21 protein-coding genes and 1 riboswitch are annotated in these 23,723 nt (G+C 44.9%); of the genes, 7 read left to right on the forward strand and 14 right to left on the reverse strand.

The genetic code is table 11. The annotated features are described in order from the left end of the window. Positions 1–73: 73 nt before the first annotated feature. Positions 74–160, reverse strand: a riboswitch (cyclic di-GMP riboswitch). A 241-nt stretch (positions 161–401) separates the two neighbouring features. Further along, positions 402–1,976 carry an IS5 family transposase gene (locus PDUR_RS26145; RefSeq protein ID WP_042208820.1) on the forward strand — a complete coding sequence of 525 codons (1,575 nt, stop codon included), beginning with the start codon at positions 402–404 and terminating at the stop codon, positions 1,974–1,976. Between the two features lie 276 nt (positions 1,977–2,252). On the opposite strand, the gene PDUR_RS26150 is transcribed toward PDUR_RS26145, so the two are convergent. Together PDUR_RS26150 and PDUR_RS26155 are read right to left on the reverse strand one after the other, a co-directional pair. Next, entirely contained in the window at positions 2,253–3,149 is an 897-nt protein-coding gene (locus PDUR_RS26150; RefSeq protein WP_042208821.1) for a DUF2167 domain-containing protein, read from the reverse strand. Between the two features lie 699 nt (positions 3,150–3,848). Then, entirely contained in the window at positions 3,849–4,655 is an 807-nt protein-coding gene (locus PDUR_RS26155) for a DNA-binding protein (protein WP_156130642.1), read from the reverse strand. 275 nt (positions 4,656–4,930) lie between these two features. Here PDUR_RS26155 and PDUR_RS26160 point away from each other — a divergent pair, with 275 nt between their 5' ends. From PDUR_RS26160 to PDUR_RS26175, 4 genes are all read left to right on the forward strand, one after another. Beyond that, positions 4,931–5,467, forward strand: coding sequence for a DUF6431 domain-containing protein (locus PDUR_RS26160; RefSeq protein ID WP_052410173.1), 537 nt, complete (start codon positions 4,931–4,933; stop codon positions 5,465–5,467). Between the two features lie 40 nt (positions 5,468–5,507). After that, positions 5,508–6,860, forward strand: a complete 1,353-nt coding sequence (locus PDUR_RS26165; RefSeq protein ID WP_042205201.1) for a DDE-type integrase/transposase/recombinase — start codon at positions 5,508–5,510, stop codon at positions 6,858–6,860. Next, the gene (locus tag PDUR_RS26170) at positions 6,853–7,653 is read left to right on the forward strand and encodes an ExeA family protein (RefSeq protein WP_042205200.1); all 801 of its coding nucleotides are present in this window, start codon (positions 6,853–6,855) and stop codon (positions 7,651–7,653) included. The genes PDUR_RS26165 and PDUR_RS26170 overlap by 8 nt, the downstream gene beginning before the upstream one ends. A gap of 179 nt (positions 7,654–7,832) precedes the next feature. Beyond that, positions 7,833–8,177, forward strand: coding sequence for a helix-turn-helix domain-containing protein (locus PDUR_RS26175; protein WP_042208823.1), 345 nt, complete (start codon positions 7,833–7,835; stop codon positions 8,175–8,177). Positions 8,178–8,689: 512 nt separating this feature from the next. Here the strand turns inward: PDUR_RS26175 and PDUR_RS26180 are convergent. Both PDUR_RS26180 and PDUR_RS26185 read right to left on the reverse strand, forming a co-directional pair. Beyond that, a complete protein-coding gene (locus PDUR_RS26180) occupies positions 8,690–10,072 on the reverse strand; it encodes a Fic family protein (RefSeq protein WP_042208824.1) in 1,383 nt (460 codons plus the stop codon). After that, complete coding sequence (locus tag PDUR_RS26185; RefSeq protein WP_042208825.1) at positions 10,062–10,388, reverse strand: helix-turn-helix domain-containing protein; 327 nt, start codon at positions 10,386–10,388, stop codon at positions 10,062–10,064. The genes PDUR_RS26180 and PDUR_RS26185 overlap by 11 nt, the downstream gene beginning before the upstream one ends. Positions 10,389–11,188: 800 nt before the next feature. On the opposite strand from PDUR_RS26185, the gene PDUR_RS26190 reads away from it, so the two are divergent. Beyond that, positions 11,189–12,853 (forward strand): histidine kinase N-terminal 7TM domain-containing diguanylate cyclase, encoded by a 1,665-nt coding sequence (locus tag PDUR_RS26190; protein ID WP_052410416.1) that lies wholly within the window; start codon positions 11,189–11,191, stop codon positions 12,851–12,853. A 149-nt stretch (positions 12,854–13,002) separates the two neighbouring features. Here PDUR_RS26190 and PDUR_RS29565 read toward each other — a convergent pair whose 3' ends face one another. The 9 genes from PDUR_RS29565 to PDUR_RS26230 form a co-directional block, all read right to left on the reverse strand. After that, positions 13,003–13,767: a hypothetical protein gene (locus PDUR_RS29565; RefSeq protein WP_233277442.1), complete on the reverse strand. Its 765-nt coding sequence runs from the start codon at positions 13,765–13,767 to the stop codon at positions 13,003–13,005. A gap of 38 nt (positions 13,768–13,805) precedes the next feature. Continuing rightward, the gene (locus PDUR_RS29995) at positions 13,806–14,351 is read right to left on the reverse strand and encodes a hypothetical protein (RefSeq protein WP_233277443.1); all 546 of its coding nucleotides are present in this window, start codon (positions 14,349–14,351) and stop codon (positions 13,806–13,808) included. Between the two features lie 537 nt (positions 14,352–14,888). Further along, entirely contained in the window at positions 14,889–15,857 is a 969-nt protein-coding gene (locus tag PDUR_RS26200) for a polysaccharide deacetylase family protein (RefSeq protein WP_081949706.1), read from the reverse strand. 1 nt (position 15,858) lies between these two features. Continuing rightward, entirely contained in the window at positions 15,859–16,908 is a 1,050-nt protein-coding gene (locus PDUR_RS26205) for a hypothetical protein (RefSeq protein WP_042208826.1), read from the reverse strand. A gap of 42 nt (positions 16,909–16,950) precedes the next feature. After that, positions 16,951–17,202 carry an acyl carrier protein gene (locus PDUR_RS26210; protein WP_042208827.1) on the reverse strand — a complete coding sequence of 84 codons (252 nt, stop codon included), beginning with the start codon at positions 17,200–17,202 and terminating at the stop codon, positions 16,951–16,953. A 20-nt stretch (positions 17,203–17,222) separates the two neighbouring features. Beyond that, the gene (locus tag PDUR_RS26215; protein WP_156130644.1) at positions 17,223–18,455 is read right to left on the reverse strand and encodes a pyridoxal phosphate-dependent aminotransferase; all 1,233 of its coding nucleotides are present in this window, start codon (positions 18,453–18,455) and stop codon (positions 17,223–17,225) included. Between the two features lie 5 nt (positions 18,456–18,460). Further along, positions 18,461–19,987: a class I adenylate-forming enzyme family protein gene (locus tag PDUR_RS26220; RefSeq protein ID WP_042208829.1), complete on the reverse strand. Its 1,527-nt coding sequence runs from the start codon at positions 19,985–19,987 to the stop codon at positions 18,461–18,463. Then, positions 19,984–20,952: an aminopeptidase gene (locus PDUR_RS26225; protein WP_042208830.1), complete on the reverse strand. Its 969-nt coding sequence runs from the start codon at positions 20,950–20,952 to the stop codon at positions 19,984–19,986. The genes PDUR_RS26220 and PDUR_RS26225 overlap by 4 nt, the downstream gene beginning before the upstream one ends. Positions 20,953–21,378: 426 nt before the next feature. After that, positions 21,379–22,617, reverse strand: coding sequence for an ATP-binding protein (locus tag PDUR_RS26230; protein ID WP_042208831.1), 1,239 nt, complete (start codon positions 22,615–22,617; stop codon positions 21,379–21,381). Between the two features lie 127 nt (positions 22,618–22,744). Here PDUR_RS26230 and infC point away from each other — a divergent pair, with 127 nt between their 5' ends. Beyond that, positions 22,745–23,260 (forward strand): translation initiation factor IF-3, encoded by a 516-nt coding sequence (infC, locus tag PDUR_RS26235; RefSeq protein ID WP_042208832.1) that lies wholly within the window; start codon positions 22,745–22,747, stop codon positions 23,258–23,260. A gap of 36 nt (positions 23,261–23,296) precedes the next feature. Here infC and PDUR_RS26240 read toward each other — a convergent pair whose 3' ends face one another. Then, entirely contained in the window at positions 23,297–23,581 is a 285-nt protein-coding gene (locus PDUR_RS26240; protein WP_042208833.1) for an alpha/beta-type small acid-soluble spore protein, read from the reverse strand. Positions 23,582–23,723 lie beyond the last annotated feature (142 nt).

Genomic DNA, 23,723 nt, shown 5'->3' on the forward strand with positions numbered 1-23,723 from the left:
TTTCTTTGATATAAGGATAATAGACAAAAAAAATGAACCTCAGACAAGGCTCATAGTAAAAGCTATGATTCCTTGTGGCAACCGGCTGCCTTCCACATGGATGTGGTTCAGGCCCTTGGCTTTGCGTCTCATGATTTCTCATGATTTGCCTTTTTCACTGGGTTGTGACTGAAGTTCTATTTTTATAATAGGTATCTATTCCTGTAATGTGAATAGGTCGTAAGAACCATGATCGGTCTAATCTGCTATTTTCCCATAGATGACTTGCCTGCGGTACTTAGGGCTTGCTGAATAAACAAAAACTCTTACTCCCACAAGGAATAGAAGCCGTTTTTGTCGAAATCATCTGCAAGGAAATACTCGAAAAATGCAAAAAACCCTTGCAGATGGAGTGAATTATCATGTTTGAACGGATAGAATCGACCGACGATCTTCTCAAAGATTTTTACCTGCCCTTTGGCGGCAAACTGAACCCCAACAATCGGTGGGTGAAGCTGGCCAAACTCGTTCCCTGGGAGCAAGCGGAAGAAAAATATGTAAAGGTGTTCGGCGCACCCGACGAAGGGCAAAAGGCGTATTCGGTACGTTTGGCTTTGGGCTCCCTGTTGATCAAGGAACGTCTAGGCTTAACCGACCGGGAAACCACTTTGCAGATCATGGAAAACCCCTATTTGCAGTATTTTCTGGGTTTTGGCGGTTACGTGGACAAAGAGCCCTTCCATCATTCCTTGATGACTCACTTTCGCGACCGGTTGGGTCCCGACATCCTTCACGAGATCAATGACTGGATCATAAAAGAAGGGCTGAAGGCCGAGCAGGAAGCAGCAAAAGCAGCGGCTAAAGCCAAGGAACAAACACGTGATGACGACGATGATCACCCGGGGGGTGGACAAATGGTCATGAAAATGGACGACACCCTAACGATTCTGGAAGTGGATACCACGCCGGAAAAGTCTCAACAAAAGGGCAAGGCCAAGTCCCTCTTTCGTCTTCTTCCCAATCCCGACGCACAAACCCATCGCGGCACGTTGATGCTGGATGCAACCTGTGCGCCTGCCGACATCAAGTATCCGACAGATCTGGGGCTATTGAATCATGCTCGTGAAATCCTGGAAGGTATCATTGACGCATTGCATCAGCCGCTGATCGGTCTGGCGGAGAAGCCGCGCACGTACCGCAGACAAGCCCGTAAAGCGTACCTGCTTGTATCTAAACAACGCCAGCCCAAAGGTAAAACGATCCGCAAAGCGGTCAAGAAGCAGCTCGGCTATGTGGGTCGGGATCTGCGAATCATTGAAAACCTGAGCCAGCAAACCTCGCTGAGTACTTTGAGCAAAATGACCTATCGCCGTTTGCTAGTCATTCGCGAACTGCACCGGCAGCAACAAGAAATGATGAATGGCGGAGTGCACCGGGTGGAGCATCGAATCGTAAGCATCGAACAGCCGCATGTCCGACCGATTGTCCGGGGAAAAGCCGGAGCGTCCGTCGAGTTTGGAGCCAAGATAGCAGCCAGTCTGTCCAACGGATACGCCTGGATCGAAACGATGCAATGGGACAACTTTAACGAATCGGGCACCCTGCAAGATGCGGTGAAATCGTACAAAGAGCGTTTTGGCGCGTATCCGGCGGTGATCCTGGCAGACAAGATCTACCGGAATCGAGAGAACCTTGCCTACTGTAAAGGGGTGGGCATTCGTCTCAGCGGCCCCAAACTGGGCAGGCCTTCAGCAGAAAACCAGGCGACACACCGTAAGCAAGAACGGCAAGATGCAGCGGAACGCAATGCGATCGAAGGCAAGTTTGGAGAAGGCAAACGCCGCTACGGGTTAGGCTTGATTCGAGCGAAAGGCGCGGCAAGAAGCCTGACAGTAATCGCCCTTTCATTCATGGTCATGAATTTGGAGCGCCGGTTACGGGCTCTTTTTGTCCATTTTTTCGGCTGGGTTTTCTATAGGCCACTTACCGGGTGTTAACCAAAACCGATATGTTGTTCAGCAAACCCTACTTAGGTGCAAATACGACATGATATTTGCAGTTCCATTCGTGCGTGCTAGACTACTGTTGTCCGTCTCTTGTCCTCCTTGTGATTCGTTTGAGCGGTTGGCAGACCGGCTCTCATCTTATCCTCGAGTTCAAGAGATGACTATTATAGCTATATGCTTTCCTGAACCCCCAGTCGAACTGGGGGTTCTCTTAGACAAAAAAATAACGGAGCCCCACATTGGTACGGCTCCGTTTCACGTTCTAACTTATGATACGTTCTCTTCCGGATTGTCCGGGGTTGGCTCGGTCTCCTCCGTTGCTGGTTTCTTTCTGCGGAACAGCTTGCTGAAAAACTTCCCGGCCGCTCCCAATACAAGAAGGATAACGATTCCGAATTTCTTCGCTACAAGCAGTAGTATAGCAATGAGTCCAGCCTTCTTCGCCACGACCAAGCCAGCTCCGCCCAATATAAGGCCGGTCAACCCAAGCTCCGACACCTTATCGGTAGCGGCATTAAAGTCCTCATACCTCTTCCCTGCATTAATAGTAAGCTTCGGCAGAACCTTCTCCGTCAGGATCTTCTTATCCTCGTTCAGATGCTTCGGATCGGAGATGAGTATTGCCGAAATCGTTCCTGTGCGGGTCAAGAGCCTGACGTTATAATTCAGGATTTGTTCCTTATTATCGTCCTCCGCCAGCATCGACCAGGTCAAGTTATGAGTAGCTTCATCATAGAACGGTTCTACGTCCCAACCGGTTACGTAAATGCGCGTTCCTTCGGGGCGGTCCTTGTTGGCTTCCTCGGTCCCTTTTTTGTAGCTCTCTAGTATGTCGTCAGCATTGATCTCTTCTTTTTCGTCATCCTTGATATGTCCGGTTTCCTCGTAGAGGAAGACAACCTCCCACATCTGGTTTTCGTCCGCAGGGTAAATGCTGCCCAGCTCATCCCCGCTTGGGGTGTCATTATTATCCTTCGCGATTTGCATGGTATCTTCCTTATTCAGGAATACCATAGAAGGGTCCAAGTCAAGGGTAGCCATCTCCTCTAGCCTAACCTGCTGTCCACCCTGCATCCAAGTATAGTCGTTCGCCGCCGAAGCCGTACCGTGGAGAACGGACAGCCAAAGGGTAAAAACGATACTCAGAATCCTAAATTTTTTCATACTCCATGCCTCCAGTTGGTTTAGAACGATGCAACTCTTGGTATGGCGGAACCGATTCCCTAAGTCAGATTGATGACATTATCCTATGATGTCCTAGGACTTGTTTCCTTCCATTCATATTGCTCGTATCCATATACTGGATTAATCATAGGTTTTTTTGTCTAAGATTGTCAATTGGTATAAAAATCCCACTTCATGCAAAAAATCAATTAGACCTTTTTACCCATTAAGCTCCACTATAGAAGTATGTTAATATGATAAATTGCTTAGTTATAGTATAAAAATCATGGGAGTTAAGGAGGGAGTGCAGCCTTAATAGGCGCATCCGAACCTCTTTTAACAGTGATTCCAGCTTGGTTCGCCTGCTTAAATGCCTTATACAGCGCCTGTTTCCACGGGTTAGCCCTGCAACCTGGTTATGTGAATAAACAGGGCTGGTTCCAGCAACTGATTTGATCGGTATCACCCTACTGCTTGGCCTCCTGACATTGATAAATAGAATCTAAAAGCTTCATAACCGACAAAATCCAGCCTATCCGGTCACAAAACTGTCAGAGTTTTGGAGTGTCAGTTACCCTTTCAAACCAACATCAAAAAGGCCCGCATTAGCCATCTAACAAGCTGATCGGGCCTTAAGTGCGCCTCAATTAAATTATGTTTTGGGACGTTTTTATAATTTGAAGACATGCTCTAGACCAACTACTCGTAGACCTCCTTTAGGCATCCCTTCAGGTGTTCCTTATACTGCTGAATTTGCTCCTCCGTCGCCCCATCCCGTAACGATTCGAACAGGGCCATGCATCCCTTGAAATTCCTGTCATTGCCTGACTGGTGTGCCAAGCCCAACGAGTGCATAACGTATTCCAGCGCGTCCGTCATTTGGCCAAACCGCTTATGGTATAATGTCAAGTTGTAACAATAGTTATAATAATGTGAGACATTGCCTACATCTTCGTACTCCCCAAAGTCAGCAGTCCGCTCCGCAAAAGTATCTAAAAGATTATCTACATTCAGACCATGCTGCAGTGCAGCCTGCAATACCGCACCCAGCCCCGGTAGTAGCTCCTCCGGATTGTCCTGCAAAAAACATACATATTCCGCCAGCCGTTCCGTCTTCCCCGATAGAATATCCAGTGCAAATAAATTTGCCTTCGCCAGGAATTTGAACTCCTCAACAATCTGCATTCCTTCCTCCCCTAAATCCTCCATCCAGCCAAGCTCCGCATATTTATCGATGTACTCTCTAGCCCGATCATATTGGCCTTGCTTCTTCCCCCGCATTAGGTGACTGAACCCGTAATAGTAAACCAGTGGACGCGCCATATCTGCAAGCGGTGCAGGCAATCCTATTGCCTTATAATACTGCCGCTCTTCATAGATGCATTGTGCGTAGCTGTATAGAATATCCGATGTATTCAGCAGCTTGTCCCAATTCTCGAAGCTAAATGCCATTTCCAACATTTCAACCATAATATCCGGCTTCAGTGATTGAATGGAAGGGCGCAAGGGAGGCTCCTTTTTTATCGACCTTTTTTAATTGATTGTATATCTGTTTGTATAATGGGTCAATCTAAATAGTACTTTTAAGTACACTATTGTTTCTGCTAAAGCATAACGCCGCGAAGCTGGCGGGATTGCCTGTCCGGAAGTTGCCAGATATAATGACCGTATTCTAGCAAAGGAAAAAGGATACTTCCATCGCGTGTATGCCTGCTAGCACAGGCCGCACCGGAAATATCCTTCATCATTAGACATGGTCATTGTAACAGAGTATGCGCTGGTTGAAAAGATCCCTGGTGTTTTTCGTCAGGGGTGCGGAGGAGGTGCCCTGCCCGTGCTGCACAGAGAACCTGGAGATTATCGGTAGCCGGGAGCGGAAGGTCCGGGGTGGGGGTGGTGAGCTGCGCCAACTGGTGATTCGCAGACTCCGGTGTGCGGGATGCCGCAGGATTCACCATGAGCTCCCGGATCTACTCATTCCCTATAAACGGTACGATTCCCGTTGTATCGAACAGGCGGTCACGGAGCCGGAGGCGTCCGTGACCGCCTGCGCGGAAACCTCTACGTTACGGCGTTGGAAGGTCTGGTTTCGCGTGCTCTCTATCTACTTCATCCTCGTTCTGCAGGCGCTGGAGGCTCGGATGTCCGGCCTCGCTCCCGGGTCCCCCGAAGCTTCGGATCACCTGCGTATGACCTCCGCCCCCGCCTTTCGTCAGCAAGGACCCGGCTGGCTGGCCAGACTTGTCCGCCCCGTCGCAAACGCTCATTTGTGGGTACATACCCGTTTTGCCTATCTGTCCGCCCCGGCTCTACGGTAGACTCTCCTTGAGTTCATTTCAGGAAGGAGTTTACCGACCCATGAAAGACCAAAAGAAAGCCGAAGCCCTCGCCGCAGAGCGGATGCAGCTTCTCGCTCCCCTGCTTGCCGAAGGGCTGGACCCGGCCAAAGCCCGGGAGATGAAAGCGCAGATTTGTAAGCAAACCGGACTCTCCGAACGTACCTTGCGCCGGTATTTGGCGAGTTACCGGAGCGAAGGATTTACCGGCCTGAAGCCCAAAGGCAAAGGGCGGCAGCCCTCCGAAGAGATTCTTCCTACCGCCGTGCTCGAGCAAGCGATTCTCTTGCGCCGGGAGGTCCCCGGCCGCAGCGTCGCACAGCTCATTCAGATTTTAGAATGGGAAGGGCGGATTTCGCCGGGCCAAATTAAGCGTAGTACCCTGCAGGAGAGACTGACTGCCTGTGGCTACAGCTCGCGCCATCTGCGGATGTACGCCGAATCCGGGGTTGCCGCCAGACGCTTCCAGCAGCGCCACCGGAACCAGCTGTGGCAGTCAGACCTCAAATACGGACCGTATTTGCCCCTTGGCGAAAGCGGGACGATGAAACAGGTGTATCTGGTCGTGTTCATTGACGACGCTACAAGGTTTATTCTGCATGGGGAGTTTGTGCCGGTCATGGACCAGCGGCTGGTCGAATCGGCGTTTCGCCAAGCGATCCAGAAGTATGGGGTACCAGAAGCGGTCTATTTTGACAACGGCAAGCAGTACCGTACCCAAGCCATGACCCGGATATGTTCCAAGCTCGGAACCCGGCTGCTCTATGCGAAGCCCTACTCGCCTGAATCCAAAGGCAAGGTCGAACGGTTTAACCAAATCGTCGATTCGTTTCTGAGCGAAGTCGCCTTGGAGAAGCCGAAGACACTCGAGCAGTTGAATGAGCGCTTCGAGGTATGGCTCTCGGAGTGCTACCAGCACAAGCCCCACTCCGCCCTGCCGGACAAGCAAAGCCCGGAAACGGCGTTTCGGAGTGACAAGAAAGCACTGCGGTTCATGGACCCGGATACCTTGGCGGACGCGTTCTTGCATAGTGAAAAGCGGAAGGTCGACAAGTCGGGCTGCATTAGCTTCATGAACCGAAAGTACGAAGTGGGCCTGACGGTCATTGGCTGTACGGTCGAGGTGGTTTATGACCCGGCAGACCCCACGGAACTGACGATTGAGTATGAGGGACGAGCGCCGTGGCGGGTGCGCGAGATGGAAATCGGTCAGCGGGCGGGAACCCGTCCGGCGTTGCCGGAGCACCTGGGCGCATCTATGACCGACACGTCGAGACTGCTGGAGGCGGCAGAGCAGCGACACCAGCAGCGCAAACAGCGGGAAGCACCTGCGGTGACGTACCGCAGAGTGCAGGCGGAGGATGGCCATGTTTGAGTCCTTCTACGAGTTGCACCGTGCTCCGTTCTCCAGAGATCTTGCGGTAGACGAGTTATATGCGTCTGCGTCGCAGGAAGAAATGCTCGGGCGTCTGGCCTATGTCGCGGAACGCCAGTGGTTTGCCGTGCTCACAGGGGACTGCGGGACCGGGAAAACGACTACGATCCGGCGGTTAGCCAAGGAACTGGACGAGGCGCGCTTTAAGCTACTCTACCTGTCCGATTCGAAACTGACCCCGCGCCACTTCTACAAAGGGCTGCTGGAGCAGCTCGGCTGTGAGTCGAAATTTTACCGGGGGGATGCAAAACGGCAGTTACACCGGGAGATTGAACTCATGCGTGGGATTCACCGGCTACAGCCCGTGGTCGTGGTCGATGAAGCCCATCTGCTGGACCGGGAGATGCTGGAGGAACTGCGATTTCTACTAAATCTGAAAATGGATTCACAGAGTCCGATGGCCCTGATTCTGGTGGGGCAAAGCGAACTGTGGGACCGGCTGGGGCTGCAAGCCTATGCGGCGATCCGCCAGCGAATTGATATGCAGTGTTATCTTCCGCATATGGACCGGGCGGAAGTGGGGGCCTATATGAAGAGGCATCTGAGTGCAGCAGGTGCCGAGCATGAACTGTTTACGGAGGCGGCGATGGATGAAATCTACCGTTTTTCCAGCGGAGCCGCCCGGCTGGTGAACAAGCTCTGTACCCACGCGTTGATCTACGGCGCACAGAACAAGCACCGGATTGTGGACGACCATATGGTAAAGCGCGTGATCCAGGGAGAATTGTCATGATTCTCCCTGCTTTTCTATCCTACTGCGGACAGCATGGCCGTCAATAGCAGGACAGCTTACACCGTCAACCTCCGGTCATTATGGGTTAGCAGTAACAACACTATATCAATATATCAATTTGCTTCTGATGATCTGTAATGGTTAGCATACCTCTTCTAACCTTAATTGGAGGTGATCCCATGAATTTACCAGAGCGTGTTGGAAATCGGATACGTGAGCTTAGAAAAGCAAAAGGATGGACGCAAGAACAACTGGCCGAAGCGGCATCGCTTCACTACAGTTACATAGGTGGGGTAGAACGTGGCGACCGTAACATTTCTTTGGAGACCCTGGAAAAAATAATCGCTGCCTTTCAGGTTCCTGCTATCGAAATTTTCCGTTTTGAAGAAAACACCGACCACCGCAAAGCGATAGATGAACATATAGCTTTGATTAGCAGTAGAAGTGCAGAAGAAATAGCAGCAATCACCAAAATTAATAAGGAAGTGATTGCTGCTATGGAGATTAGATTGAATCAGGATTAAATTAGAAAAAGATCTTGGTAGTCGGAGTAAAGGTTACAATGATAAAAAGACATCTCGACCAAGCACGGTCAAGTCTTTGGTCGAGATAAAATAATTGATTTCGCTGTGTTTATGATATGGTTCACCGTACATCGGTGGAGGGAATTTTCTTACGCTGTGGCAAACAAATAAATTTCATTAGATTTTCCGCTTGAGGATTGTCTGTCTGGCTTCCTCTTCCGCAGACTCAGAGCATATCTCGCAGCGCGAATACGATGTTATAAGATGTTCCGCCTTCTTCGAATTTACTCTCGATCTCACTTCTCTCAAGCTTTTTTATATGAGGATATTTGCTTAATTAGACATAGCTTCCAATAGGATGATAAGTAAAGTTTGAATTTCGTTAAGATCATTCAAAACATAATTAACTAAGAAACCTATGCTTTTTCTTTCTTACATAATTCTACTCCCGTTACCGTACGGTTCAGGTCAAATCTGTGGTAAAGCAGAGATTGCAAAAGGCTGTTGGTTAATTAGCCAACAGCCTCGTCATGTTGAATCATTCTTAAATTAGCATTACTAATTACCATATTCTTTAGTAGAATCTCTAAAAAGAAATTCACTAAACCAGAAGTATCTCCTTTATCGGCATCTAGTAACAATGCTAAATATTCCTGTTTTTTTGAGACTTCAACATAAATTGGAGGGAGATTTTTTCTCTTCAATATCCAATTCATAACAGCTCGCGAAAGTCTTCCATTACCATCTGTAAAAGGATGAATTTGAGTTAGTCTATGATGAATAACTACTGCTTTTTCCAAAACATCAGAAAAGCTTGACTGATCGATTTTTTCCATTAATACATCAATTTCTTTATCTAAAAAGTATAACTCTTCCTCAATCTTACCGTGATACACTGTTTGAATTTGAGCTCCAGTGATCTCATTATCTATTGTTCTAAATTCTCCTGACAAGTCAGGGTCAGGTGAAAGTTTAAAAAGAAGCTTATGTAGTTCTTTCAATTCATACCTATTAGGAAACGTCTGTGCTCTAAATATTTGATTACAAACAAAATAATGTCCGACTGTTTCAATTATGTTCTTGTTATCTTTGAACTCGTTAAAATATTTACTTTCTCTCTTATGGATTCTCAAATCAGTACAGATTTCCGAAACAGTGTTTATGTCAAGGTCTAGTCCTTCGATCCTACCATCGTTATAAATCAAATGATTTTTGAGCTTGTACCAATCAGGGCTTGTATCCATAAGGGGCACATAGGAGTATGAATTAATAATATTCCTCAAAAAGACTCTATCTAATCTATTTAAGCCTAAACTCTCTATTTTTTTAAATGGCTGATATTTTGTAAAAAACTTTTTACTTGGTAAAACTTTAATTTTTTTTAAATTAATAAATCTCCAGTATAAACTCATGAAACTGACACCAAATACTAAGCTTATCCTGAGAACATCATCATCCTCAAGATATCCTTCGCTATTTTCAAACTGTTTGGCGAGTTGTAGTATATACCTCTCTGGAGCGAGTAAGTTCCCTGCAAATTCATCAGCAAATCTTTCAATGGGATCTTTACTGTTTGTAGGACTAACTCTAACAGAATAATCCTTAATGTGATGGCATAACTCGTGGGCAGCGGTGAACCGTTGTCTCTCGTAAGGTCTTTTAGAGTTAATACCAACTGTTGCTACCAGTCCCTCACTCTCAGGCGAATAAACACCCTCCAAATCATCAAAGGGAAGGAACTGATAATGAATACTAAAGTCAGATAATATTTTAAATATATTGATAGGAAAACTTATTTCGTTTGAAGTAAAATAAATCTCAAGGACAATATCAGCTAGTTCCCTGGCAGAACATCTTTGACTGATATCCCTGAGATTAATTAAATCAATGCTCATTATGAATTTGTTTAGATACTTCTCTTTGGAAAGCCAGGAACTCTAGAACTTGGTCTTGATCAAACTCCGACAGTCTATCTCCGTTTCTTGCAAAAACTACCGCCTGTGGCTCTAATGTGTCTGAGATCAAATATTGTTTAGAGCAGCCATATATTTTAACCATTGATTCAATAGTACCACTATCTGGAAAAACGTTGCCTGATTCAATATCAGCTAATTCTTTAATAGAGATACTAAGTTGGTCAGCTATATAGCTGAGGGTTAGATTAAGATCTTCACGACATTTAGCAGCACGTACAGAATTAAACGTATCCATACGTTCTATCCCCTTTCATTCACTCTAATTATATCCTATCCCTATATATCTGCAATATACATTTTTATCTAGGAATCAAATATTTAAGCTCTAGATCAGTGGATTGGATATCAAACTCAACTCTCCGATTTACCACTATTTATGACACGGTTCCCGCGCTATCTGTAACGGCAGGTTTTTGTATCAAGGCCACTATGCACAGGATGGCCTTTTCATGTAAATCAACTCTTATTCCCCCCATTTTACTTACAGCGACTAGGCGTTTGAATTGTTACATTTCAATGTAACAGCCGTCAAAAGAAAGGCTTTTCTTGATAATATAAGAAACACCGATCGCTTTGGACCAGTGTTCTGTGCTTTCATGTTATATTCATGAAAATAATTGAATGAAGAGTCCCGCAACCTTTTCCATTCGAAAAAGAGTGTTCAAGTGAATTTTGTGTGCTGTGGAAGGCCTCGGCAATCGCGAACATTAGACGCTATGAATCACTTTACGCATCAATATATATCTATGATGACTACCATTGATTTCACAAATCTGCCTTACTGGGATTTATATGCTGCATTACGGCTATCTAAATTTCTCGAATGGGGATTAGATAGAAGCACCGAAAGAACAATGCGGGAAAGACACAAACGGTTCATCACCCAGACTATGGATAATATTAATCAAATCCAGAAAAACACCAGGCATAAATGTTGTATTCCTTTAACGCTAACTATATATTAAAGTTAAGATATAAAATCCAGTTGCCAAAAAGGATTCCATATGACTAATCTTAGCAAGAAGGTGTAATATATTGGGTTTTGAGGTGTGGGTTGACTTAATATTGTTCTTCGTTTTGTTTGCTCTGTTTGCATACATATTTGCTTCAGTCACAATCACGAACCTGCACAAACTCTATCTATTATTCCATTTTGCCATGATGCTATGGCCTTTCTGCCAGTTCGCCATCAAAACAACGGGGAATCCTACCTTTCAATTATTTTATGTGAAGCTTGCATTTGTAAGTTCGCCTCTACTAACCACGGGATGGCTCCTTTTTACGATTTTTCTCACCGGTCAATCGAAATTTCTGCGAAGAAAAATATCCTTATTTCTTTTTGTACCTGCATTATTAGCAGCGCTCGGCATAATCGTCAATCCCAACGGCTGGTTTGTCCACCCTGTTAACGGCGGTTACATCCAAAGAACCTATGGGCCTATTTTTTGGTTTAATATTACGATCTTGATGATCCATTTTATAGTTTCGCTATATATCATCTATCTAGCTCTTGTATCAGATAATAGGCCTCGTATCAAAAAACAAGTGATGCACATGCTCAGAGGGGTCTTGGTAATAGCCATATTCACCTTGGTGGACATATTCCTAAATGTTGTCCTCTCCCCATATCTGCCGGTCATCCCGGGCATGGCATCCCTTGGCATATTACTATCTGCTATCATGTTTGTTATTGCCATTCACCGGGATAAAGTGTTTGATATTGTGACCATCGCTCATCAAGATATTATTGATACGATTGAGCATGGAATTCTGGTGCTGGATGATAATGAAATCGTGGTAGAAATCAATCAGTCGCTGCTTCCCCATATGAATCTGCGTATAGGTGATCGATTCAATATGGTGGCCATCCTTCCGCACGAACCGGCTGACGGCCATATCGAATGTTTTCTGCATACTTACCGGGAACGTCCGCTGGAGAGGACAGAAATCGAATTACTACATCCTAGAATCAATCGGTATATCAGCATTCATGCTGCGCCCATCATGGTCAGCGGTCTAATGGTTGGGCGGATCATCACGTTTCAGGATATAACCGAGCTTCGGCGCCTCATTGATGAAACAATCCTTCAGAATAAGATCCTGCAAGAACGCAACGAAGAACTAATCAAAATACAAACTGAGCTATCCCAAACGAACCGAAAACTTAATCAGATGGCGATTACCGACAGCTTAACCGGCTGCTATAATCGTCATTACTTGACTCAGCAGTTAGAGAACGAAGTGATGAAGAACAGGAGATATCAAATTTCCTTTGCCATTCTTTTATTGGATATCGACTTTTTCAAATTGGTCAATGACAATTACGGCCATTTAGCCGGCGATGAAGTGATCTGCAACACGGTGGAAGTCATCAAGCACTCACTGCGGCGGACTGACATTTTAGCGCGTTATGGCGGAGAAGAATTTATTATCTATTTACCCAATACGGATGAATCGCAGGCCAAGGTCCTAGCCGAACGGATCAAATCCACAGTCGAATCGAATAAAGTGGTCATCGAAAATATAACCCAATCTGTATCCATTACGATAAGTATGGGACTTCTGTCCATTAAAGATTTTTCGGTTGAAAATATACTAAGCCCCAAATCTTATCTAAATGATTTGTTTGAATCTGTAGACAAGGCCTTATATCAGGCAAAAAATGAAGGGCGTAACCGGATTATTAGTGTTGTACGGTAGATGAGGGCATCTTTAGCCAAAGTTCTCATTCTGAACAACGGTTTCTTTCAAAACTTTGGACAAGTTTTACATCTTATATCCATTGCGGTTGTGTTCCTGTTTATTTTATTGTGGTGAAAAGATACTGGACAGTCAAAAGTTCTACAGCTTTAAGAAGCCAAGGAATCCGCTACAATCTCAGACGTAGCCTGCTTAGAACGAATAATTTGGGTTAGGGGTAAATGCGGCTGCTGAGCAAACCATCGAAAAATAGATTTGCGCAAATAAACCGCCACGGTCGCCTCAGATACCACGGCATGGGATGGCGTTCGCAGATAGCGGAAAGAGAGAACAGGAACACGGCCTGAAAATCGCAGAGCGATCAGTTGAAGAAGTCCCATCGCAATGCACTGGCACATGACGAAGCCCTCAATGGCCCGGAGTGTCTGCCAAATGCGCTCCTGATCTCGCTCGTCCTTGATCTCTTCAAGCGGATGGGGGGCATCCTTTTTCAAATAGCGGTTCAGTTTCGGCATCGATTTGCTCCAGAAGCGGTAGCCAAAAGCGCCGATCACTTGCTTCATTTCCCGAAAGGTGCATTCAATCTTGAAGCGGTACCCATATAAGGTGATGATCTCGGTGGCCGAAAGGGTCCGATCCGTACTCACCAGAATCGCGAACTGGCTCCCGCGTTTCACCAGTACGAAGCGCAGTTCCTGATACAAGCGCTGCCCCCAAAGCAGATTCAGACATAGGAATTGAACGGTTTCCTCTTTACCATACAACGTGACAGTAGCGGTTTGAAAGTCGGCGGCGCGCGTCAGGAACAAGTCCTTCAGCTTGACCGACGCCCCTTTTTTGGCAGGTCGGCCGCACCCGGGTTTTCGGACGGGCGGGCGTTCATAGGCGACGACATTGGCCTTGGCTTTCGTCACGATGTCCAGACGGGTTTTGGACGAGCGCTGGCACGCATTCAGACGCTCCAGAGCCGGAACGAACGGTCCAGCAGAAGCAGCGCGCTGCCGAAAGCCTGTGCGGCAGTAAACTCTTGTTCGATCATATGCACCACATGAGAGGGTTGCTCCTCCTCATCGGTCCGTTTCCATCCCAGGATCGTTTGGATCCCATCCTGCAGGTTCATGAACAAGGGCAAGCAGAACCACTTCTGCGGGGTACCCGCGAGAATCCTGATGGCGCCAAACAGATGGCCGAAGATGTATTCTCCCTTGGAGACATTCTCGGATTCCTGATGGAGCTTCTTGACTCCAGGCATACGGCGACCTTCCTTGGCTTGCTTCATTCCATCGCCAACGAGCAGGACACGATCCTGCACGACAAGCAGAGGTGCTGCTCGGCGAACCGTCTGAAGCCACGCTAGGCGCAGCGATTCGAGCGACCAGGCGGAGGAACGGAAAAAGTGGATGAGTGTTTCGTAACAGCGGTTGTTCAGGGAGAGATCCCGAATCACCGAAGTGACGCCGAGAGGGTCGGAACGCAACATAGAACCAACAATAATCACGACAAACCACTCGAACGTAGCATGTCTAGAGAAGCAGGAACGCAAGGGAAGTAGAAGGTCGTTCAAGTATTTTAGCATCGGTATGGTCAATCGCTCGGAAATGGGGTAAACTGCTTGTGTAACCCATTCAGCGATTTTATCCTTTCTGTGTGAGAACTAAAGGATACCATATTTCGCCCGATTGGGTTATTTTTCTATGCACCGATTTTTCGACAAGAACTTTTCACTGTCCAGAAAAGATATAGAACGGGATGTTCACAGATACTCGAACGGAAGCCGCTCAAACCGGAAAACTACCTTATACAAATGAATATCTGTTAATGTTATTTGAGAGCCAATTAACATTTATAATGTGTTAGTAAGACCTATTTCCTTAGGTAATCTTGTTATGAGGTGAGTTATTGAGCGTCAATTGGGAAAAAGATAAGAAGAACCGATTCCCGCCCTAAGAATGCGCAAGAAGCGCCCAATAAGGCGCCTCCTACTCCCTGCAGTTCTTCATCATGATTCTATTTAATCGTGCTACTTGTCGTCCCGTTATGTGATTTTTAAATAATTGTCACTCTTCGGCGGGAAATCATTGGTATCCAACCTCGGCAACAATAAGGGGGCATCTGCTTGAATATCAGCAAATCGTACGGCCGTCGTGAAGCCAAGGTTACATCCATTATCGGCTATATAGGATAATACCTCACGACTATAAGAACCGTATGGGTAAACCATCGTCCAGCGTTCTCGGTCAATGATTCCTTCCAGTACATCTAAGGACATTGTAATATCTTTTTGCATCTCCTGATCGTTCAGCTTTTCCAGCCAATAGTGTTCATACCCGTGAACGGCAAAATGCATTCCGCTTTTTTTCATCAGTTTCATTTGGTCAAAATTCATATAGAGTTCTCTGGAAAATGTGCTTTCCGGGATCGGTATGTATTCCCTAAACAGGTCGTCAGTGATCAAGTCTCTGGCCCGTTCAGGTAATTCGGCTTGAAGAATCCTCTTAATAAAAATGATGTCCTTATCGTCAAATCTATTGGCAACGGCTAGTTTCGCATACAACTCTTCGTTTGAAGGATAGTCAAACTCCGTTCCCCTATAATAGTCTAACAATTTGTACACCTTCGACAGCAGCTCTTGCTTCCGGTGTTCTCCTGCTTCGGCTAATACATAATGGATTTTATTTACATTCAATGGTTTGCTCTCGGCCAGTACTTTTCCCGATACAGAAAATAATCCACTAATGCTGTTCTCCATTAAGACCGGAAATACGTTTATGTAATGATCAATATATCCGTCGTCGAAGGTTAACAACAAGCTCTTTTCCGGCAAATTCCGTTTCGTCTCAATACACTCTGTTACCTGTTCGACGGATACGATCGTATAATTCTCTTTGAAGAATTCGATTTGCTTGAGGAACAGTGATAAATCGAGCCCTTTAATGCCGGGGTACCTGCTGTTCGCTAAATCTCTTACGTAGTGGTACATGACCACCGTTAATTTGGACTTCATGTCAGCTCACTCCCGCCACCAGACTAGGCCTGTCTTGATCTCCATCACCTTTACAAATCACTACGTCACTGACCGAGCTGTTCACCCAAATATCGATATTCTTCTGAACAAACGGCTCAAAATAGTTTGGAATGATATTTTCATCGTTTTCATCTCGAAGCACAAATCCGGCATCAGTAAGATGCTTTTCGTTGATGCCGTAATAATAAAAATCAATATACTCATAACCTTGGCTGGAAAGTAACGCGCCAAATTCATCATATAAACCGGATAACATGGAATGGTCCCCAATATAATCAATAATACGAAGAACTTTGCTGTTATTTATGGAAATCCCTCGCCCGATAAGGATAGCACTTGTGGTTTGCCCCTTATCTTGGATTCCCCATACAGAGTAGTTGTACACCGGATGTTGAAAGTACCGTCTTTCGATATACCACGCGTCTTTATAGGGAATCATATCTTTATTTCTCTCCAAATCATAATGTTGGGTCAACTCATCGATACTGCTGAACTTCTGCAACCGATACTGTTTTACCGAAGGAATTACGGGGAGAATGATTTTGTTGTTGATTACAGCGATTTTAAACTCATCTGTATTTCCATTTAAACGGTAAGAGTGTTTCATTTTATCAATATGGAAGCCTAACATTACTTTTAAGATGGGAACCGAGGTTTTTGGATTGGCACCGACTCCGATTTCTGCCCTGCATTTTGTTTCAGCCATTAAACGTTTCATTAACTCAATTCCCAAAAAGGGGAGATTGCCTTTGCCTTCCCTTACTTTCCACATAACCCCCCAGATGTCCTTATGTTCTTCGCTGCGGGAAGCTTCAATGAAACCTAGAATTCCTTCTAAGTTCGATGTTGCCTTGTCAATGGCCAGTATATAATTTACTTTGTCGCCGAATTGATGTTCATAGCAAAGGTAATCTCTATTCCTAGCAAATATATGGTCACTCTTCCATTCCCGTTCAATAAAATTCATGATAGAGCTTATATCGGCTTTTTCAGCAAAACGAATTGTATATTTCTCATCGAATTTATTCATTGCTTCCCCGTCCCCATCCATTCTTGTCCCGGATTTTTGCCTTTATGATTTCTTGGAGATCGCAGCCAGCGCCATGTTAATAATGGAATTGACTGATTCGAAGTTTTCGGGAACCAAAGCTTCTTCCGGGATATTGACCGATAGTTCACTCTGAAGCCGAGTAAGCAGAACGATAATATTCAAGGAATCCATAATTCCTTCATTGTAAAGATTGCTTGTATCTGTAATTACAATATTTTTTTCGCTTGCCATCTGGTAAATCGATTCTTTAATGCTCTTGCAAATATCCTCCATGACCTGTTTCCCCCCACGATTTAGGCTCTAGCGTACGTTTCTTCAAAGCGCTTAAATCCGTTACCTTTTAAATTAGCGTTAATATAATCTGTATCGCAACTACCCTCCGTAATTAAATCCTTAATTAAGGCGAGTGCATAATGGATTCTTTCTTCGGATTCTGTGCCAAAAGACACCCTAATAAATCGCTCGGTACTGGATCCGTAAGCTGATCCCGGAACGGCAGCTACTCCGTATTTAAATAAAAGATGTAAACAAAAATCCATCGAACTGCCTTTAAATGAATCAATCTGGATGAAAAAATAAAAAGTGGATGACCCCGGCAACCGGTTTAACCCGATTTGGTCCATATACTTAGAAATCCTTTGGCGCTTGCGGATCACTTCTTTTGCCTGTGGGAGCGTGATTTCAATGATTTCATCAAAATACCGCGCAAGATAGTGTTGCAAAATCGTTGGAGCACAAGTGATGAGATGCTGGTTCAACTTTTGAACATTCCCAATCACTTCCGGACTTGAAACGATATATCCAACTCGCCAACCCGACATTCCCATATTTTTCGATAACGAATTCACGACGATAATTCCGTCTTTATCGGTCGCAACGTTAATCATCGAATGGAATGTTTCATCGAGCAAAAAATCACTGTATGCCTCATCTACCAAGACATAGATCCCTCTGGACCGGCATTGCTCATAAATAGTCACAAGCTGCTCCCTGCTATAAATCCACCCGGCCGGATTGTTCGGATTGTTAATAATCACCATACGAGTGTTATGGGTAAAATACTTATGAAAATCATCCGGGACACAGTCGAAAGGTATAAACTTCGGGACAACATCCAGCAACCTTGCATGTTCCTGGTAGCTCAACCATGCCGGCTCATGGATTAACACCTCATCACCGCTATTTAACACCGCCTGCATAGCCATATATATTGCAGGCTTTGAACCTGCCGTAATCAAAATTTCATTTCGGTAATCGATCTCCGCATCATACTGTTTCTTATAGAATTCGGCGATCTTCTTGCGCAACTCCGGAACCCCATTACTTTCGGAGTAGTGGTAGCATTTTTCTACATCCAATCGGTTAAAATCAAACAAGGGAATGTCAAAAAAAGCTTCTCCTAGAGAAAGGGTAATAATATCCAAGCCTTTTCGTTTCTGGGAATACACCAATTCATTAATATAAATAGATAGTGCTTGCGGAATATTGCTGACCCTCTTGCTTATTTGCATTGGCGGCTTATGCATAAGATTCAAGCACCTTCATTCCCTTCAAACATATTTTTTATCACTTTCCCAGACTTGGTTTTCGGGAACTCGTCTCTCATGCAAATGGCTTCCGGCCACTTGTAATTCACTAGGTTTTTATGCAGCCACGCATTCAGTTTCGACGTGATGTCTTCATTTTTATTCACAGGAATCACATATAAGTTATAGCTTTCTCCGTAAAATTCATGTTCCACGCGCACGGCCGCAGCTTCATGGACATACGGAAGGCTCTCGACCAACGCCTCAATTTCTTTAAGCGATACAAAGAGTCCGCCTTTCTTAATCACGTCCTGTCTTCTACCAGCAAGCACTACCTGGTTGTCATCATTGAGGTAACCGATATCACCGGTTGAAAAGAATCCGTCTTCATTCAACTCCAGATTGATTTCTCCATCCTTGGTTAAATATCCGCAAAACAGATACGGAGTTTTCACCATGAGATTAAACACATGGGGAGTGTCTTCTCTCGGCGCAAATTTAAATACTGCATACGGCAAAATTTCGCCCACACTCGCTTCGACGCGATTGTTGATATTTTCTGCTGTTTCAGAGGTAAGGAATGTGGTTTCCGACAGCGCATAATTTTCGAGAGTGCGAATTCCGAACGTTTCTTCAAACCGTTGTTTGTCTGCTTGTGCAATCGGGGCGGTGCCGATAAAACACGTCTTAATATTTTTACTTTTTTCGACGTGTTTTGAAATATTGATCGTACCCGCTATTTTTAACAATCCTTTAGCAATTGTTGGTACAAGCCAAATAGCATCAATTTTAAATCGATCGATCGTCTGCCAAAAACTCAATAATGTACGCCCATTAAACGTCTCTGTAATCACCATGCTTCCGCCGCTACAGAGAGGGATCATTGCCAGATTAAACAGTCCTCCTAAGTATGACATTGGGAGGTAATTCCAAAACCTTAGTTTCTTTTCAAACAAGTTATGGAATTGAGCAAAGGCATATCCACTAGACCATAAGGTGTTCCCATCCAGAACCATAGCCTTGGCTTCACCTGTAGTTCCGCTCGTTGAAAGATACAACCTGGGGTTGCTCCCGGCATCAACGGGCTGTCCCGAACGTAACGGAGGCAGCCAACTGAAATCTCCATCACATTTGAGATTGATTACACGGGAATCCTCGGAAATACTCAAGGCCGAGAACTGAATACTGCTCAACTTTATGCACAGTTTAGGCTTTATCAAGGAACACCATCTCTCTACTTCCCGGTCCGTTGCAAAGCATGAAAGCGGGGCATAACCGTATCCGCCTTTTATCGTGGCCAAGAAGAAGATGACGGCTTCCGCAGAGTTCGGTAGAAGGGACAAAATATTATCCCCCGGGCTAACGCCATATTGTTCAAATAATAACAAGCATCTGTCAATTAATGCAGACAGCTCTAGGTAAGTGATCTTTAGTTCTCGGATGCCCGAATCGACGATAATGGCTTCCTGATCCCCGTTCTCTTCAACTAATAGTCTTAGATCATCTGTGAAATTCCGTAAAGTTTCTTTCATATCAGAACTTCTCCTTCTTTGATCACCATTATTTGGTCGATATACATATTAGCCTTCGTCATTACGAAATCTAGATGGAAAGAAACCTTGTTGTTTCCTTGAATCGTATAATTCGAGCCGAACCCGAAGTGCAAGCTTCCATATGAACCTTCATCCACCAGCATGTTTCCGCATAATACCGCATCTTTATTAAGACCGACGCCGACTTCCGCAAGATAATAAGCTTTGTCACTCTTAACATTAGCAAAAATGAGCTCCAAAGTTTTAGAAACTTCCTTATTTTTGCAGTGAAAGCTTGTGATTTTGCCTTTTGATATGATTAGTTCAACGGGGTCGTTCAGCTTCCCAATAAGGGGGTGCGTGATGGAGCCATCGATTACTAATTTCCCTTCGGTACAGGTTTCATTAGGGGCGATATTTGATTCAATATCCGGTGGCGATCCCAATCGCAAACGTTGATTCACAAAGCCAGGACAACAGTTGCCATTTCGGCCCTGAATATCCAGCGTAAGCCGGGTCCCCATTTCCGTTTCAATGTATAGCTCTTTCCCTATAGTTAACGCTTGGGTCATAGCTTCCACAACGGGCAACCTTGATGTATAATCGGTCATCAGTGCAGGGTCTTCAAGCAAGGGAAGCGAATATTCCGGCATGCTTAAAAACCGCGATTTGCCGTTTGTCGCATCCATTCTGGCTTGGGTATGCGCAAGCGAATAATACGTCAAACAGAGAATCAAATCTGAACGTTTCATTTCTTCCGCGACCTTAGCGGGAGGTTCTACGCCATGGGTGTCCGTTCTTGTCAACTCGAAGGAGTTATAGTTAGCGTTAATTCCCCCTAAATATTGAAGAAAAACAGATGCTACAGCACGAGTGCTATTGTCATACAGCACTAATACCTGTTCATCTGTCTGTAAAGCTCCGCAATGTTCGATGATATGCTTAACAACGTTCACAACTGTCACCTTTCTTCCGCCATTACATAAGTTGTCGTACATTCAGATCATATCGTATCGTTACAAAAGCCGCACGTCTTTTATCACTAAAGGAAATCCAAAGACAGCGTATGCACGGAAGATTATTGCCGAACACTTAAATCAAATCTATATGACTACAATATCGGACAAAAAATAAAAATTATTAATAAAGGGGCTACTATTTTCAATGCATCTCCCAGAAAGCATCTAACGGTTTCGTCACTTACAGTGCGGCAGTACGGGAAAGAACCGCTCAACTTATATAAGAGCCAATATCAAATGGAGTGCATTCCCGCCTTCTAGTAGAGTCCATAGTAATTGACCCAACCTCGTAAAACGGGATCTGGTTAGCTTATGTTTGCATAACACGCCTTAGAAACCTTACCTCTATCCACAGCTTGTTGTAATTCAAAATTAAGTAGGGATCGTTATAAGAAATGTTGTGCCCTTGCCTTTTTCACTATCGACTTCAATTGTCCCTTTAACTTTATTGATTGTGCTGTAGACCATGAGCATACCAAGGCCCGTTCCTTCTTCTTTGGTTGAGTAATAGGGCTTGCCCATACGGGATATTTCTTCCTTTGTCATTCCAATTCCGCTATCCTGAATACTGATCATGATATTTTGCTTTCTTTCCGATATATCAATGAGTAGAGTACCGCCGCCCTTGTCTTTCATTGCTTCAATACCGTTTTTGTATAGATTAATTAAACATTGCTGGATTTGGTTCCTATCATAACTTGTATTTAACGAGTTATTGAAACTAAATTGGACCTCTACTTGATGTATGGTGGCATAAGGTAAAATGAGATTTTTCGTATACTCTGACTCGGCCTTCATGTTGGAATAAACCATATTTTCCGATTGCGGCTTGGCAAATGAAAGATAGTCACTAACTATTTTTTCAGCTCGATTTAGTTCTTGCAAAGATAATTCTATATATCCTTTTTCAACCGGTGTTACGGTATTTGATTTATTTAAAAGCTGCAGAAAACCACTGGTAACCGTAAGAGGATTTCTTATTTCATGTGAAACACTAGCCGCGAGCTCACTCACGACGTTTAATCTTTCCGATTGTAAAATCCGGTCACGATTTTTAATATTGGCAATGATCTGCTCTATTAAAAGCATAATGATACTCATCACTCCAACGTGAGTCGTTAATGCATGAAAGGTGAGAATCCAGAATTGTCTATCCAATGTCCCCAAAATGATGCTTAAAATGATTAGGTAAAATCCCATGGTAAGAAAAGAAATAACGGTTGCACATAGTATTCGGCTTTTAGAATCTAGTTTTATAAACCTTTTACTGAATAAGGGCACCAGAATAAATACAGCAGTTGAAAAAAGAAACGAATAAATCATTCCATCTCCGCCTAAATAGAACCGGTAGACATTTAATATTAGATATAACGGGAGAACATTCTTGTATCCTCCAAATAGGGCCACGATAATGAACGGGATGTATCTTAAATCAAAAATAAATCCCATTTCCAGCTTAATAGGTTTGGTAATACAAAGAATCATCGTCACTGCCGATAGTAAAATGAGAATTTTTCTGTTATAGGAATGGGGTCTATTTTCAAAAAAAATTAGAACGATTACAACCGGAAAAAGCAAAAACAGGAAATTCAATAGTAAAGTTTCAAACAAGGCATGACTTCCTTTCGGCCTCTGTTTTAGATTCATTATAAATCATTACGCTTATTTTATATTATAAGTAAATTTAACCTGATAACGATTGAATTCTTATCATGTTCTTATGGGAGGCTTCGTCCACGTGGCAGTATTCATCAATGAACAAATTAAAGCATCCGAGGTGGTGCTGACTGGCCTCAGAGGCGAGAATTTAGGCATTGTCTCCAGAGAGGAGGCGCTGGCTATGGCCCGATCGGAAAAAGCGGACTTGGTCTGCACCTCGCTGATGAGCAGTCCCCCGCCCTGCAGCCTGGTTGCGAAGGGAACGGGAAAAGCTGCCGCCCGGAAGGGCGCGGCTTCGAACAATGCGGGCGCAGGACGGGGAGCAGGCGGAAGCGGCAAGGAGAAGATCAAGGAGCTTCGCTTCACCGCTCATATTGAGGAGCATGATTACGACACGAAGCTCCGCCAGGCGGACAAGCATCTGCGCTCCGGCAAACCGGTACAGCTAGTCGTGAAATCATCCGGCGCCAAAGAAGGGCTCGCCGCCAAGGCGGTGCTGGAGCGGCTTCTGACCGATCTAAAGGAGGCCGGAGTGAAGGAGACCGGTATCCAGACAAGCGGCAAAGGTTCGCAGGTGAAATTAAATCCGCGCTGATTGGAAGATAAGACTAAATGGCATTTACAAAAGCTGTTATCGCTGCTCCCTGGCCGCTAATTGCTCTTGGGCGAGACGGATCATTTCCCGGACCATGGAGCCGCCAATTTTGCCGCCGACATGGCCTACTGATTCCGTCGTCAGACCCCCATTTTCGCCTGGCTGCAGAGGTACACCAAGCTCCTTAGCCACTTCATACTTCACGTCATCCGGCCGATTCGGATCAACGGCATATCCTTCGCGCTGCATTACATTTGCTTTGAAGGTCTGCATTTCCTGCTCCACCCCCGGCACCGCATATTTCCTCTTTCTTCTGGCCATCCTGATCCACTCCCTTGATGTCTTTTCCCCTAACATGCCCCGAGGCACAAATCTTCATTCCTGTTCCGCCTCAATATACTTTATCAATAGGGAATGCTACAATGGTCACTAACAAACATCTGTTCTACAAATTTAGGAAGGT

The sequence above is a fragment of the Paenibacillus durus genome, from assembly GCF_000756615.1.
Taxonomy (GTDB): Bacteria; Bacillota; Bacilli; order Paenibacillales; family Paenibacillaceae; genus Paenibacillus_AQ; species Paenibacillus_AQ durus.